The sequence below is a fragment of the Cuspidothrix issatschenkoi CHARLIE-1 genome, assembly GCF_002934005.1.
GTDB classification, from domain to species: domain Bacteria; phylum Cyanobacteriota; class Cyanobacteriia; order Cyanobacteriales; family Nostocaceae; genus Cuspidothrix; species Cuspidothrix issatschenkoi.
Genome location: NZ_PGEM01000029.1, coordinates 5,593 through 20,260, shown reverse-complemented (window position 1 = coordinate 20,260; position 14,668 = coordinate 5,593). Strand labels below are relative to the sequence as shown.

General features: G+C 37.1%; 11 protein-coding genes. 3 read left to right on the top strand and 8 right to left on the bottom strand.

Annotated elements, in window-relative coordinates; genetic code table 11:
• Positions 1-87: 87 nt before the first annotated feature.
• Entirely contained in the window at positions 88-933 is an 846-nt protein-coding gene (locus CUN59_RS05115) for a Cof-type HAD-IIB family hydrolase (RefSeq protein ID WP_104386822.1), read from the bottom strand.
• A 113-nt stretch (positions 934-1,046) separates the two neighbouring features.
• Between CUN59_RS05115 and polA the strand changes: the two genes are divergently transcribed.
• Entirely contained in the window at positions 1,047-3,998 is a 2,952-nt protein-coding gene (polA, locus tag CUN59_RS05110) for a DNA polymerase I (RefSeq protein WP_165790157.1), read from the top strand.
• A gap of 286 nt (positions 3,999-4,284) precedes the next feature.
• On the opposite strand, the gene CUN59_RS05105 is transcribed toward polA, so the two are convergent.
• Complete coding sequence (locus tag CUN59_RS05105) at positions 4,285-4,659, bottom strand: type II toxin-antitoxin system PemK/MazF family toxin (protein WP_438501800.1); 375 nt, start codon at positions 4,657-4,659, stop codon at positions 4,285-4,287.
• Positions 4,640-4,933 (bottom strand): hypothetical protein, encoded by a 294-nt coding sequence (locus CUN59_RS05100; protein ID WP_104386820.1) that lies wholly within the window; start codon positions 4,931-4,933, stop codon positions 4,640-4,642. Before CUN59_RS05100 ends, CUN59_RS05105 begins: the two co-directional genes overlap by 20 nt.
• Positions 4,934-5,487: 554 nt before the next feature.
• Here CUN59_RS05100 and CUN59_RS05095 point away from each other — a divergent pair.
• Complete coding sequence (locus CUN59_RS05095) at positions 5,488-7,668, top strand: lytic transglycosylase domain-containing protein (protein WP_104386819.1); 2,181 nt, start codon at positions 5,488-5,490, stop codon at positions 7,666-7,668.
• A 235-nt stretch (positions 7,669-7,903) separates the two neighbouring features.
• A complete protein-coding gene (ptsP, locus tag CUN59_RS05090) occupies positions 7,904-10,402 on the top strand; it encodes a phosphoenolpyruvate--protein phosphotransferase (RefSeq protein ID WP_104386818.1) in 2,499 nt (832 codons plus the stop codon).
• Positions 10,403-10,634: 232 nt separating this feature from the next.
• On the opposite strand, the gene CUN59_RS05085 is transcribed toward ptsP, so the two are convergent.
• The 5 genes from CUN59_RS05085 to CUN59_RS05065 form a co-directional block, all read right to left on the bottom strand.
• Positions 10,635-11,315 carry an SDR family oxidoreductase gene (locus tag CUN59_RS05085; RefSeq protein ID WP_104386817.1) on the bottom strand — a complete coding sequence of 227 codons (681 nt, stop codon included), beginning with the start codon at positions 11,313-11,315 and terminating at the stop codon, positions 10,635-10,637.
• A 52-nt stretch (positions 11,316-11,367) separates the two neighbouring features.
• Positions 11,368-11,901, bottom strand: coding sequence for a PM0630 family protein (locus CUN59_RS05080; RefSeq protein ID WP_104386816.1), 534 nt, complete (start codon positions 11,899-11,901; stop codon positions 11,368-11,370).
• Positions 11,902-12,106: 205 nt separating this feature from the next.
• Positions 12,107-12,472, bottom strand: a complete 366-nt coding sequence (locus CUN59_RS05075) for a Lin0512 family protein (protein ID WP_104386815.1) — start codon at positions 12,470-12,472, stop codon at positions 12,107-12,109.
• Between the two features lie 115 nt (positions 12,473-12,587).
• A complete protein-coding gene (locus CUN59_RS05070) occupies positions 12,588-13,922 on the bottom strand; it encodes a TRAP transporter large permease (RefSeq protein WP_104386814.1) in 1,335 nt (444 codons plus the stop codon).
• A gap of 8 nt (positions 13,923-13,930) precedes the next feature.
• On the bottom strand, positions 13,931-14,554 hold the full coding sequence (locus CUN59_RS05065) for a TRAP transporter small permease subunit (RefSeq protein ID WP_207765367.1): 624 nt from the start codon (positions 14,552-14,554) through the stop codon (positions 13,931-13,933).
• Positions 14,555-14,668: the final 114 nt, after the last annotated feature.

The following is a 14,668-nucleotide window of genomic DNA, read 5'->3' as shown; positions in this document are numbered from 1 at the left end:
AAAATATAGGATGTGTGAGGAGCGAACCAGTAAAGGCACCGAGACGAAACACGGCCAGTCGTCGGTGTCTTTTCTGATGAGTGGGTATTAGTTCAGTAAGAATTTTTCTATGGCAACTGCTGCACCATCTGACTCTACATTAGGTGCTATCCAATCAGCTAGTGCTTTAACTTCCGCAGGTGCATCACCCATGGCCACACCAATGCCAGCATAACTGAGCATTTCTACATCATTGAAGTTATCACCAATCGTCATCACTTGATGACTTTCTAAACCTAGCATTTCTTCCGCTAGGTAACGGACAGCATTGCCTTTATTTACATCAGTATTAGCTACTTCCAGGAACGTGGCCACAGATGTAGTCATATATACTTCTGTGGGTGGATATTGACGACGTAAATTAGCTAAAAGTTGTTGAATTAAATTTGCGTCATCACACAAAGCTAAAACTTTAGTCGGTTCATAATTTAATAATACTTGGCGTAAATCACCGACGGGAATAGCAGTCACACCACAGCGTTCTTGATAACTTGCGGTTTCTTGGGTTATTTCCCGCACGTAAAGCTGATCATTGATGTAAAAATGGACTGAGAGAAGCGATCGCAAATCTGGCTGTTCAAAGTATTCTAGTAACTTGTAGGCAATTTCCCTAGATACAGGTAAATGACGGTGAATTTTACCAGTATTGGGATCTTGAATCCAAGCACCTTGATAAGCGACTAACGGTAGAGTAGAACCAATTTCTTGATGAAACCGCAAAGCAGAACAGTACATTCTTCCCGTCGCTATTGCCACCTTAACCCCTTTTGCTTGCACCGCAGAAATAACTTCTTGAACTCTGCCATTAATATGATTAGAATGTCCGGCAATAGTCCCATCTATATCTAAAACTAATAATTTAATCTCTTGATTATCAGTAGATGCTTTGTGCATAAATTCCCCAGCATTGAAGTTCCAGTAAAAGAGTGAAGCATTCGGGCGATAACCTATCGTTGAAACCATTGATTTTCCGTCCGAATGCTTCGCCCCTACTCTAAAATAGGTCTATGTTCCCAAATTCAGCTAATTCAGTGATTTCAGATTCTTTAACTAAAACAAATCCTACCATCATCCTTGTAGATGGACACTCACTAGCATTTCGTTCCTACTTTGCTTTTTCTAAAAGTAGAGGAGGTGGACTGCGTACAAAAGCGGGTATTCCTACTAGCGTCTGTTTTGGATTTATTAAATGCTTGTTGGAAGTAATGAAAGCGGAACAACCAGAAGCAATTGCTGTAGCATTTGATTTAGCTGCGCCTACATTTCGTCATGAAGCAGATGATAATTATAAAGCGAATAGGGCAGAAACACCGGAAGATTTTATTCCCGATGTAGAAAACCTGAATGATTTATTAACAGCTTTAAATATACCGATTATTACACAACCAGGTTATGAAGCGGATGATGTTTTAGGAACTTTAGCACAAAAAGCATCTGCGGCTGGTTATCGAGTCAAGATTTTATCAGGAGATAGGGATTTATTTCAATTAATTGATGAAAAAAAAGGCATTACCGTTTTAAATTTTAGTCCTGAAGCTTTAAAACGTTCAACAAATAGTATCACAGAATTTCAAACAGAACAAGTTAAAGAAAAATTAGGTGTTTTACCTACACAAATTGTAGATTTTAAAGCTCTCTGTGGTGATACATCTGATAATATTCCTGGAGTTAAAGGAATTGGGGAAAAAACAGCAGTAAAATTATTAAATACCTATAATTCTTTAGAAGAAATTTACACAAAATTAGATGAAATTATAGGTGCAACTCAGAAAAAATTGATTGCGGGTAAAGAAGATGCGCTTCATTCTCAATATTTAGCTAAGATAATTGTAGATGTACCGCTAGAAGTAAATTTAGAAGATTGTCAATTAATAGGTTTTAATACTACTAATTTAATTCCGATTTTAGAAAAATTAGAATTTAAGAAATTTATCGAACAAATTAACGAACTACAGCAAAAATTTGGCGGTGAAGTTCCAGAAACAAAAACCGAAGAAACTAATAAAATTGAAGAAGAAGATAATGATTTATGGTTTTTTAGTGCAGAAGACACAGCTAACGCAGAAAAATTACCAGAGTCATCAATTCAAATTCGCATCATTGATACAGAAGATAAATTAAGAGAATTAGTTAGCATTCTCAAACAATGCACTAACCCAGAAAATCCCGTTGCTTGGGATACAGAAACTACAGATTTAGATCCCAGAGATGCAGATTTAGTGGGAATTGGTTGTTGTTGGGGAATAGGAGAAAATGAAACTGCTTATATTCCCGTTGGTCATAAAATCGGTAATAATCTAAAATCAGATTTAGTTTTATCAGAACTGCGTGCAATTTTAGAAAGTGCAGATTATCCCAAAAGTTTTCAAAATGCAAAATTTGATAGGTTGATTTTTAAATGTCAGGGAGTTAGGTTGGCAGGTGTAGTATTTGATACGATGTTAGCAAGTTATTTGCTAAATCCTGATCATACCCATAATTTAAGTGATTTATCTTTAAGACATTTGGGTTTACAACTTACAGAATATAATGATATTGTCCCCAAAACTGGGAAAAAAGAACCACAAAAAAATATTTCTGATATTACTATTAATAAAGTAGCTTATTACTGTGGTACTCAAGTTTATGCTACATTTCAATTAGTTGGTAAATTGCGGGATGAATTAGCAAAAGTACCCGCTTTAAATAAACTCTTGGTAGAAGTGGAACAACCGCTAGAAGTAGTATTAGCGGAAATTGAATATACAGGAGTGAGAATTAATTCTGAGTATTTACAAGAATTATCTCAACAATTAGAATCTGAATTAGGAAAATTAGAAATACAAGCAACAGAAATTGCTAGAGAAACATTTAATTTAGGTTCTCCCAAACAACTGAGTTATATTTTGTTTGAAAAACTCGGTTTAAGTACCAAATACTCCCGGAAAATTCAAACAGGTTTTTCTACTGATGCAGCAACTTTAGAAAAACTCCAGGAAGTTGATGATACTGGTTTTGTAGATTTAATTATTGAAAATCGGACTTTATCAAAATTAAAATCTACCTATGTAGATGCTTTACCAGAATTAGTACATCCAAAAACCCACAGAATTCATACTAATTTTAATCAAACTGCAACTGCAACCGGTCGGTTATCTTCTTCTAATCCCAATTTACAAAATATTCCCATTCGTACCGCGTTTAGTCGTCAAATTAGAAAGGCATTTTTACCTGAGTCTGGTTGGTTAATGGTTGCTGCTGACTATTCGCAAATTGAGTTAAGAATTTTAGCCCATTTGAGTCAAGAACCTGTATTAATCGAAGCTTATCAAAATAATGAAGATATTCATACTGTCACTGCAAAATTAGTTTTTGAAAAAGAGGAAGTGACATCAGAAGAAAGACGTTTTGCAAAAACCATTAATTTTGGTGTGATTTATGGAATGGGTTCTTTGAAGTTTGCACGTTCAACGGGTGTTGATAAAGCTAATGCAAATGAATTTATTAAGCGGTTTAATCAAAGATATCCGTTGGTATTTGCATATTTAGAAAGTGTGAAAAAACAAGCTATTTCTCAAGGTTATGTAGAAACTATTTTAGGAAGGAGACGGTATTTTGATTTTACTACCAAAAGTTTACAAGAGTTAAAAGGTAGAAGTTTTGAAGAAATTGATGTGAGTAAGTTAAAAAATTTGGGTGCTATTGATGCGGGTTTATTACGTTCTGCTGCAAATGCACCAATTCAAGGTTCAAGTGCGGATATTATTAAAATTGCCATGGTGCAATTACATGAGGTTTTAAAGAATTATGAAGCGCGTTTGTTGTTACAAGTGCATGATGAATTAGTGTTTGAAGTTCCTCCTCAAGAGTGGGAAGAATTGCAACCACAAATTAAGTCAATGATGGAAAATGCGGTTAGTTTAAGTGTACCTTTGGTGGTTGATGTGCGTGCGGGTGATAATTGGATGGAGACGAAGTAAACCGTCTCAGGATATTCAGGTTTCCAAGTTATTTTACGTCTTGTAAGTCATAAACCTTATACAGCAAGGGATTGAGCCTACAAGAAAAGATTTAGTCTAAACTCCAATTACAGATACAAAAAATATATTGGATACAACCTTTTCTCGCTTGTGTCTTACGTACTTACTTATTTATTAAGTATAATTAAACAGTATCATTTTATTCATTTGCAATATTTAATAGTAGCAAATTTACAAAAATTTACGTATTATATCAAGTATGTATTATAAGCGATCGCTGATATAATCAAAACTCCCATTCAATAACAGCAAGAATTGCCGCATTAATTTCTGACATTTTCATCTCAGAAACATCACCAAGTTTGCGAATGAATCTTTGTAAATCTACACCCCTCAGTTGTAAAACGTCAATTGCAGAAATTTTCGTCAAACTATTTGTAGTGTCAGGTTCAATTTTTACGTTCCAGAAATTTTGTAAAAAATATGTTTTCCAGTCTGTAACAGGAGCAATAAGTTTAATGGGAAGTTTACCTACCGCATCAGAGCTAATGACGACAGCAGGACGCACTTTCCTAATTTCTGCCCCAATAGTAGGATCAAAATTAACTAACCAAATTTCTCCACGCTTAGGCAGATCACGGTTAGTAGTCAATGATGTCACCTGACATTAACTCCTTCCATTCCAAATCTTGTTGATAATGAGTAATCATGGTTTCAGTCTGACTTTCAAGAATGCGTCTACGTTCAGCCATTGGTAACTTTAAGAAAGCTATACGTTGTTCTAAAGAAAGAGATTGCTTTTCCACAGAATCAGGAGTATCATTTGGGATTAGTATCACCACTTCCACAGTTTGTCCTACGATAAGGTCGGGAGTTTCAATTTCAATTTTATTTCCTGGCAAAACTTTAGCCTTGAGATATAAAGTTGATTTCACGACTTAAATTTACCTTTAAGGAGTTTCAATATTTAATAGTAGCATCCTTCTATTATGAGGTACACATAGCGGGCAAGACTTGTACTGAGCTTGTCCTTCGCGTAGCGTGGCGTTAGCCATAGTATGCCGACAGTGTTTTCATCATTCAAGGCTGTACCTCATAACACCGGGAACTGCTGTATATTATTTTTTCTCAATGAGTAAGTTATTAGGACTTACGCACTGTACAAATTCACCATGATGTGCATGAACGAAAATCCGTCGTTTCAGGCTTTTGGCGATTAACTTCCGATCAATAGCGAACTGCTTGCAGCAGCGCTTCACTATCGCCCAAAAATAATTAAAAAATCACGTTAAAATGCCCGAAACCCATACCTCATATTTGGTTGATCCTGTCAATGCGTAAGTCCTAAAGATTATATTTCTCCAACTTGGCGGAAACTGGACCATCACAGCCGTAAAAGTTGGTCATGGGTGTTACCCTAATGTTAAAGTTGCAAAGAGTATGAATTAGCAACTTTCTTTGTGAGACGCTAGGCAATCAGCGAGTATCAATGTTGAAAAAACTACAGAAAACACAAATTTATCTGCTTGCTGGTGCTGGACTATGTGCCTTTTTAGCCGGAGCAATAGTGTCAGCCCCCCAAGCTGGCAAATGGTTGAACTTGAGTCAGAGTAAGCCAGAAAAACTATCTGAGGCTAACAAGGTTAAGTCAGTTGTATTTTCTCTATTGTCTCAATCTGTACCAGAAAGATTAATAAAACTCACGGAAATTGCTGATAAAGGCAGTTCCCCAGATCGAGAACGCGCTCGTTATCTGTTAGCTAGTGATTATGTAGAAACTTCTCAAGGGGAGAAAGCTCTGAGTTTATTGACAGGACTAGAAAAAGACTATCCTGCTTTAGGTCCTTATATTTTACTCAAACAAGCTCAAGCTTATGATCTTTTAGGCAAAGATAGGCAAGCTTCCGATGTACGGCAAAAGGTACTCCGAGAATATCCTCAAGAAGCGGCGGTAGTTAAAGCTATCTATGCGATCGCTCAACCTAAGCTACAAGACAAAGCGATCGCCCAATTTCCCTCCCATCCCCTCACCTGGGAAATTATTCGCAACCGCTTAAAACAAAATCCTAATCAACCTCAATTAAAATTAGTCTTGGCTAAATATGCCAGTGACGAACCTGGTATTATTGGGGTATTGGATCAATTAGTTAAACAACCAGGACTGCAACCCACAGACTGGGAATTGATAGGTTCAGTTTACTGGGACAATAATGAATTCACCAAAGCTAAAAATGCTTATATTCAAGCCCCCAAAACAGCGACTAGTCTCTATCGCATTGCCAGAGGATTACAATTAAATAAAGAACAAGATCAAGCGATCGCTGTTTATAAACAACTCCTACAAAAATTTCCTACCGCTAAAGAAACAGGTATAGCCCTATTAAGATTATCAGACATTACCAAAAGTAAAGACTCCATCCCCTATCTTGATCAAATTATTAACAAATTTCCTGAACAAGCTCCACAAGCATTAGTTAAAAAAGCTACTTTACTCGACAATCTCAAGGATAATCAAGGCGCTAATAATACCTGGAAAATATTACTAGGTAAATACAGCCAAACCGATGAAGCAGCAGAATTTCGCTGGAAAAGAGCCGAAACTAAAGCTAAAAATAATGATTATTTAGGTGCGTGGCAATGGGCGCACCCAATCACTGTTAATAACAAAAGCAACATTTTAGCCCCCAGAGCCGGTTTTTGGATTGGTAAATGGTCAATGATGCTAGGTAGGCAACAGGAAGCTATGACCGCTTACAAATCTGTCATTAGTGAATTTCCTCAGTCCTATTATGCCTGGCGATCTGCGAGTATTTTGGGTTTGAATGTGGGTAATTTTGACAATCTGCGCGCGATGAACCCGACAATTATCCCCCCCCAACGTCCAGTTCCTCCAGCCGGTTCTGAGACTTTCCATGAATTATATTTACTGGGACAAGATCGTGATGCTTGGTATCAATGGGAAACAGAATTTAAAAAGAAAAATCAGCCTACTGTAGCTGAACAATTTACAGAAGGTTTAATGAGATTAACAAAAGGTGACTATCTGATTGGTATTGATAAAATTGCCAAATTAGAAGATCGAGAAACACCCACTGAAAAAGCGGAATATCAAGCTTTAAGTCAACAAAGCATTTATTGGCAAGCTCGTTATCCCTTTCCCTATTTTAAAGAAATTGAAAAATGGTCTACTTCCCGTCAACTAAATCCTTTATTAGTGACAGCTTTGATGCGGCAAGAATCACGTTTCCAATCAAAAATTAAATCTCCCGTCGGTGCAACTGGTTTAATGCAAGTTATGCCTAGCACAGGAGCCTGGATAGCCCCAAAAATTGGTGTAGATTTTAAAAAAATCAGTCTAGAAAATCCTAATGATAACATCATGTTGGGGACTTGGTATCTTGATTATACCCATCAACAGTATAGTAATAATTCCATGTTAGCGATCGCTAGTTATAATGCAGGCCCGGGTAACGTCGCCAAATGGCTGCAAACCATACCCAAAAAAGATCCAGATGAATTTGTCGAAGAAATTCCTTTTGATGAAACCAGAAACTACGTCCGTCAAGTATTCGGTAACTACTGGAATTATCTCCGACTTTATAACCCAGAAATTTCTGCCCTAGTTAGCAAATATTCAGAAGAACACCCCAAATTACCAACGGATAGATGACAGTGAACGGTTATCAGTTATCAGTGAACAGTCAACAACTACCCCTAATATTAAGTGAATCTTCAAAATTGAGGGTGGTAATTGCTAAGTTGATAACATGAAAGTAGATGTCGAAACAATCAATCTAGATGTACTTATTCACAGTTAAAAATATAACATTATCTATAGTCAGAAATTCTCCGTATTTTGATCCTAAAAGCTCAATTCTTAATAGCAGTAGTAGAATAAAGGAAATATGGGAATCATATCGTTAGTTATAGTCTCTCACAGTCAACAATTAGCTGTGGGAGTGCGGGAACTAGCCATGCAAATGGTTCATGACACAGTTCCCATAGCCATTGCGGCGGGGATAGAAGATCCTGAAAATCCTCTGGGTACAGATCCAATGCAGGTATATGCAGCAATTAATTCTGTATTTTCAGATCATGGTGTTTTAATATTAATGGATTTAGGTAGTGCCGTCATGAGTACGGAAATGGCTTTAGAATTACTCGATTTAGACAAACGTTCTAAAGTATATTTATGTTCAGCACCTTTAGTAGAGGGGACAATAGCGGCGGCTGTTTCTGCTGCTGCTGGGAATAATATCCCCACAGTTATTGCTGAAGCCCAGGGAGCATTATTAGGGAAAGCCGCATTATTAGGTAGTGCCGATCACCTTAAGCCCCACACCTGCCCTTTAGCCAAAAAACAGGGTGTAGGAACTGACAACTATCGAGAAATTCGCCTCACTATCAAGAACCGCTTAGGTTTACACGCCCGACCAGCCGCCCAATTTGTAGCGACAGCATCTCGCTATAAATCCCAAATTCAAGTACAAAATATCACAAGAGGCACAGCAGCAGTTCGCAGTGACAGCATTAATCAAGTGGCCACTTTGGGCGCACGTCAAGGCCATGAATTACTCATTACCGCCATCGGTGCAGATGCTCAAGCCGCTTTGACGGCATTACAAGCCTTAATTGTCAATAATTTTGGTGAAGATGATAGTGCTGTGAAAGTTCGGCGAGTTGTACCCCAGGAAGTAACTCCAGCGACGGAAGGAGAACTGGTGGGAATTGGTGCTTCGGGGGGAATAGCCATTGCTCCAGCAATTCATTATGAGTCTGTACCCATTTCTATTAACCAATATCACATAGAAAATTTAGAAATAGAATGGCAAAGACTACAGGAAGCGATTCAAATAGCTAAAGAGGAAATTCAAACCCTATTATCCCATACTTATGTGCAAATTGGTGATGCCGAAGCAGCAATTTTTGATGCCCATTTGCTATTTTTAGAAGATCCCGTATTACTAGAAGCTGCACATCAGCGAATTATTCAAAAACGTATTAATGCAGAAGCAGTTTGGCAAGAAGTAGTAGATGAAGTTGCCAACTCTTATCAACAACTTGAGGATGCTTATTTACAAGAACGGGTAGATGATTTGGTAGATGTGGGGAGGAGAGTGTTACGAATTTTACTAGGAAATGCTCCACCACCTTTGGAAATCACCACACCATCCATCATTCTGGCTCAAGACTTAACTCCTTCTGATACTGCAAGATTAGATCCTCAGAAAGTCTTAGGTATTTGTACGACTTATGGTAGTGCTACTTCACATAGTGCTATTATTGCCCGCACCTTGGGAATCCCGGCGGTTTTGGGTGTAGATGCCCAGATATTAAAGGTAGAAAATGGTACTTTAATAGGCTTGGATGGAGAGAGTGGCAAAGCTTGGATTAGTCCAGAACCTGGAATTTTAAAGGCTTTAGAAGCTAAAGCTCAAGCTTGGCAAACTGCCCAAGTTCAAACACGAAAACAGGCACATCAACCAGCTATTACTCTGGATGGAAAACGAATTACGGTTTTAAGTAATATCAATAGTATTGCGGATGCTCAAGTAGCAATTAGTCATGGGGCGGAAGGGGTAGGACTGCTGCGGACTGAGTTTTTATACTTTGATAGTGACAGATTGCCAAATGAAGAAGAGCAGTTAAAAGTATATCAGTCTATTGCCAAGGTTCTGGAAAATCGGCCTTTAATTATTCGTACTCTTGATGTGGGTGGAGATAAACCGCTTCCTTATATGAGTACGGGGGTTACAGAAGCGAATCCTTTTTTGGGAGTGAGGGGAATACGATTTTGTTTAGAAAATCCGCAATTGTTTAAAACTCATTTGAGGGCAATTTTACGCGCCAGTGCTGGCAATAATATTAAAATTATGTTGCCGATGATTGCTACTTTAACAGAAGTCAGAGCAGCGAAGGTAATTTTAGCCCAGGTGCGGGGGGAATTGCGCCAAGAGAAAATCCCCTTTGATGAAAATATGGAAGTGGGAATTATGATTGAGACACCCGCCGCAGTAGCGATCGCTGATCAGTTAGCCAAGGAAGTACAATTTTTTAGTATTGGGACTAATGATTTAAGTCAGTATGTCATGGCGGGCGATCGCAATAATCCCAGAGTAGCAAATTTAGCTGATGCCTTACAACCTGCTGTATTACGCATGATTCAGCAAACAGTGCAAGTTGCCCATGCAGCAAATATCTGGGTAGGCTTATGTGGAGAATTGGCTGCTGATATTATGAGTACCTCAATTTTATTAGGTTTGGGTTTAGATGAATTAAGTGTTAATCCCCAAGCCATAGCCCCACTTAAACAAGAAATTACTAGATTAACAATGATGCAAGCAAAAACTATTGCATCCTTAGCATTACAACAAGATTCTGCTTCCAGTGTCAGAGCTTTATAATTAACCATAGTCATAAACAATACTATTAGGCTATGAAGTAAAACTTAGACACTGAAAAGCTTTCAGCACATTGGTAGGGTGTGGTTCGACAAGCTTACCAACCGCGTCAGACTGCATAAATCCTGCAAATAAACAGATTTTTGGTGTGACACTTGCGTAAGTTGTGCCTCCCCTTCACAAGGTGCGAGGAGAGGTTTATCAAAGGGGTCAAATTATTTTTGTCGAAGTCATGTTAATCCAAATTAAATTCCACAAAATCCGGTAATCCTGGGTATACCATATTCCGATCTATGGCTGAGAAAATCTTATTATTAGTATTAGGAGAATTTAAACAGCGACAAACTAATTCGGCCACGTCTGCGCGATGAATACTACCAACAATATGGGGGTTTTCCGTGATAATTCCGTTGTTAGTTGCTGGTTCTGATTTTAAACCACCAGGACGGATAATTGTATAGTTAAGTCCACTGGAAATTAGATATTGTTCAGCTTTTTCTTTTTCAATTAAAACTGGTTTCAGTGCTTCTAAAGCTTGCGGAGGCATAGCTACAACACTATTACCACTACCAATAGAAGTTACCAAAATAAACTTTTGTACTCCTGCTTTAACTGCTGCATCAATGAGGTTTTTATTGCCAATATAATCAGGTTTAATATTATCTGTTGGTAAACCACCTAATGTACTGATAACAGCTTGAATAGGTTCATTTCCCAAAATTCCTTGTTCAACATCAGTTACATTTAACGCATCTCCTAAAACTGGATAAATACCCATTGTTTTTAGTTCAACAGCAGCAGCTTCCGTTCTTAAAAGTGCTTTAACTGGAATTTGTTTTTCTATCAAATATTTAGCAATTTCTTTTCCAACACCGCGACTTGCACCAGCCAGAAAAATGTAAGATGTGGTTGACATAATTATTGTGTAAAAAAGATACTATGTTTATATCTAACACAAAACTGCAATTTTAAAATGGCACAATTTCAAATTCAAAAGTAGCAATCAAACGTTCATCAATATAGACTTGTATTTGATGTTGACCCACAGGATCACCAGGGTAAATAGTCCAGAAATTTTCGATTATACCATTCACAGGTGTGGTTGTACGCTGGGAAATTGCTGTTTTTCCATCTTTTGATATCGAGAAATTTTTATCATCTTGTGTGATCCAAATTTCAGGAGGTTTTGGTAAAGTTAAAACTTCCCGCCATTTGACTTGACCTTGATAATTATCCAGTTTAATTCTCCATCCATAAGCATCACCTTGTTTTAAAGGAACTTTGTTAGTGGGGAAAAAATTGACTTTTCCATTTGAGTTAATTATTTTCACACCAAATTCTTTTTGATCTACAACTATTTGCTGAGTAGTTGTGAAATCAGAAGATTTTGCTATAGTTTCTGCTAAAGCCATATTAGATTGATCTAAAACCAGAATTATTAAACCTAAACTACAAGAAAGACCAAATAATAAAAGCTGAGTATTGAGAATTTTAATTAACATACTTCTTTAGTAAATAAGTAGGATACAAAATGTATATATCCTACTTAAAAAAAGTATTTTTGGCAATCGTTAATCTTCATCAAGTGCAGTTAACATTTCTTCAGATTGCCATAATCTGTTTTTATTTTCTAGAAACCAAATGCGAGTTTCTGTAGTTAACTGTTTAACGCACAAAATCCAGATAAAATCAACTTATTGACTTCAATTATTTAGTTTCTACAAAAACTGTAACTGCCGCTACAGCTATCAACATTTCATCATTTTTATCGTTCAAAGAAGCAATAGCTAAACCATCTACTACCATTCCTCCTGCTTCTAATATCAGAGTTTTTTTACCAAAGGGAAGAACAGCTAATACATCTGCTTCCCGTACTTGTTCCGGGTAGGGAACTGCAACTTTAACTTCCACAATCATCTCATTAGGATCTGTTAAACCAGCTACTTCCATAATACCAAGAAGGGCATTGTGAGCGATCGCATTTCTGACTGCTCTTGCTGCTGCTACCGTCGGTTCTTGTCCGTGCTGGTCTATACCCATTCCCATTTCAATAATAAAGCGTTTTAGTGACATAACGGTTTTTTGTAAATTTTATACTTTTTACTCTATCGTTTTATATGATATACAAAACATGGGCGTTGGTGACAAGTTAGAGAACTCCACAAAAAAGATGCTTATAACTAAATCCTTACGTTGCCGAAATATCAATTAACCAGCGAACTGTTTGGGGGAAAGCAATTACAATTAACAACACAATAAACTGTAAAATCATAAAAGGAATTGCACTTTTATGAATATCAAATGTACTTAACTCTTTAGGGGCAACACTTTGTAAATAAAACAAAGAAAAGCCCACAGGTGGAGAAATAAAAGCAGTTTGTAAATTAATTGCCATTACCACACCATACCAGACCATATCAATATTTAAAGCCTGGGCAGCAGGCACAAATAAAGGCATAGCAATGAAGCAAATTTCAATAAATTCTAGAAAAACTCCCAGAGCAAAAATTGCTAAATTACTCACAATTATAAATCCCCAATATCCTCCAGGTAAACCCGTTAATAAATTAGTAATCAGAGTTTTGCCACCTAAAGCATCAAATACTAAACTAAACATTGAAGAACAGAATAAAATCATCACCACTAAGGCGGTAATTATGGCTGTGGAATGGGCTGCATCACGAATTAATTGGGGTGTTAAACGTTTATTAAAAGCAGCCAGCACACAAGCCCCAACCGCACCAACTGCACCTGCTTCCGTGGGAGTAGCCACACCAAAAAAAATGCTTCCTAAGACCGCAAAAATTAAGAGAATAGGTGGAATAACGGCTTTAAAAACTTGTTTAATTAATTTACTACCTTGAGGAATTTCTACATCATCAGGAATAAGTGGCACTTTTTCGGGTTGAAAAAAAGCTAGTCCCAAAATATAGAGAATATAAGAACCAGATAACATTAATCCAGGAATTAATGCTCCTAAAAATAAATCACCAACGGAAACACCAATTTGATCACTGAGAATTACTAATACTAAACTGGGAGGAATTAATTGGGCTAAAGTTCCAGAAGCAACTATCACCCCTGCCGCTAATTTCTTATCATAGCCATAGCGGATCATTACAGGTAATGATAACATTCCCATGACAATTACTGTAGCGGCAACTACTCCAGTTGTGGCGGCTAAAACAGTTCCCACTAAAACGACTGCTAAGGCCAACCCCCCCCGAACACGACTAAAAAGAATACCAATTGTTTCTAATAATTCTTCGGCTAATCCTGATTTTTCTAAAACTGCACCGAGAAAGACAAAAAAGGGAATTGCTAATAGAGTAAAATTCGACATTGTGCCGAACCAACTATTAGGTAATAGGAGAAGACGTGCAGGATTAAAAGCCCCGACTGCTGTACCAATTAGTCCAAAAATAATGGCTGTTCCCGCAAAAGAAAAGGCGACAGGATAGCCACTCATTAAAATCAAGAAAAAGCCAACAAACATTAAAATAGCTAACCATTCAAAACCCATATTTTCCCCTATTCAATATTGATATTTTCTGAAGTTTCTAAACGAATTTGTTCTGCTACTTGTTGATAGCCTAATAATACTGCTAAATATTTAATTGTTTGAGAAATACTTTGTAAAAGCAGCAATAATAACGCTATGGGAACAACAGTTTTAATCGGTGCGCGGGGTAAACCATTGGCATCAGAAGATATTTCCCACGTTCCCCAACTACCATTACTTAATCTTCCCCAAGATTGTAATACTGGGTTAAATGTAACCCATATACCAATGATACAAAAGGGAATTAAAAATAAAATTGTCCCGATAAAATCAACTAATGCACGTTTTTTTTCATTCATATTGGCATAAAGAAAATCAACACGGACATTTTCTCCATGACGTAAAATATAAACAAAGCCTAATAAGAACGTGAGAGAAAATAAATACCATTGCAGTTCTAATAAGGCATTAGAAGATAATTGAACGCCAATAAAGCGCCCCATATAACGGGCGACAACATTCAAGAAACCAACGCCAATGGTGAGTAAAACCAGCCAATTTGATAACCATCCCAATTTATCAGCAAACTTATCAACAAATTGCGAAAATTTTAACAGTCTACCGATGAAAGCAAATCTTTTTGAGTTACGCATACAACATAATAAATTAAGGATAATAAATAATAACTGAGAATACAGGATTAAGTAGGTAGGCGTTAAAAATTGTCGTTGGGGCAAGGGAACAGGGAACTCTTAACAGGGAACACC

Coding starts and splice junctions, on each gene's coding strand:
- CUN59_RS05085 (WP_104386817.1), bottom strand. CDS start 11,315: ATGTCAACCACATCTTACATTTTTCTGGCTGGTGCAAGTCGCGGTGTT.
- CUN59_RS05095 (WP_104386819.1), top strand. CDS start 5,488: ATGTTGAAAAAACTACAGAAAACACAAATTTATCTGCTTGCTGGTGCT.
- CUN59_RS05080 (WP_104386816.1), bottom strand. CDS start 11,901: ATGTTAATTAAAATTCTCAATACTCAGCTTTTATTATTTGGTCTTTCT.
- polA (WP_165790157.1), top strand. CDS start 1,047: ATGTTCCCAAATTCAGCTAATTCAGTGATTTCAGATTCTTTAACTAAA.
- CUN59_RS05115 (WP_104386822.1), bottom strand. CDS start 933: ATGCACAAAGCATCTACTGATAATCAAGAGATTAAATTATTAGTTTTA.
- ptsP (WP_104386818.1), top strand. CDS start 7,904: ATGGGAATCATATCGTTAGTTATAGTCTCTCACAGTCAACAATTAGCT.
- CUN59_RS05070 (WP_104386814.1), bottom strand. CDS start 13,922: ATGGGTTTTGAATGGTTAGCTATTTTAATGTTTGTTGGCTTTTTCTTG.
- CUN59_RS05065 (WP_207765367.1), bottom strand. CDS start 14,554: ATGCGTAACTCAAAAAGATTTGCTTTCATCGGTAGACTGTTAAAATTT.
- CUN59_RS05075 (WP_104386815.1), bottom strand. CDS start 12,472: ATGTCACTAAAACGCTTTATTATTGAAATGGGAATGGGTATAGACCAG.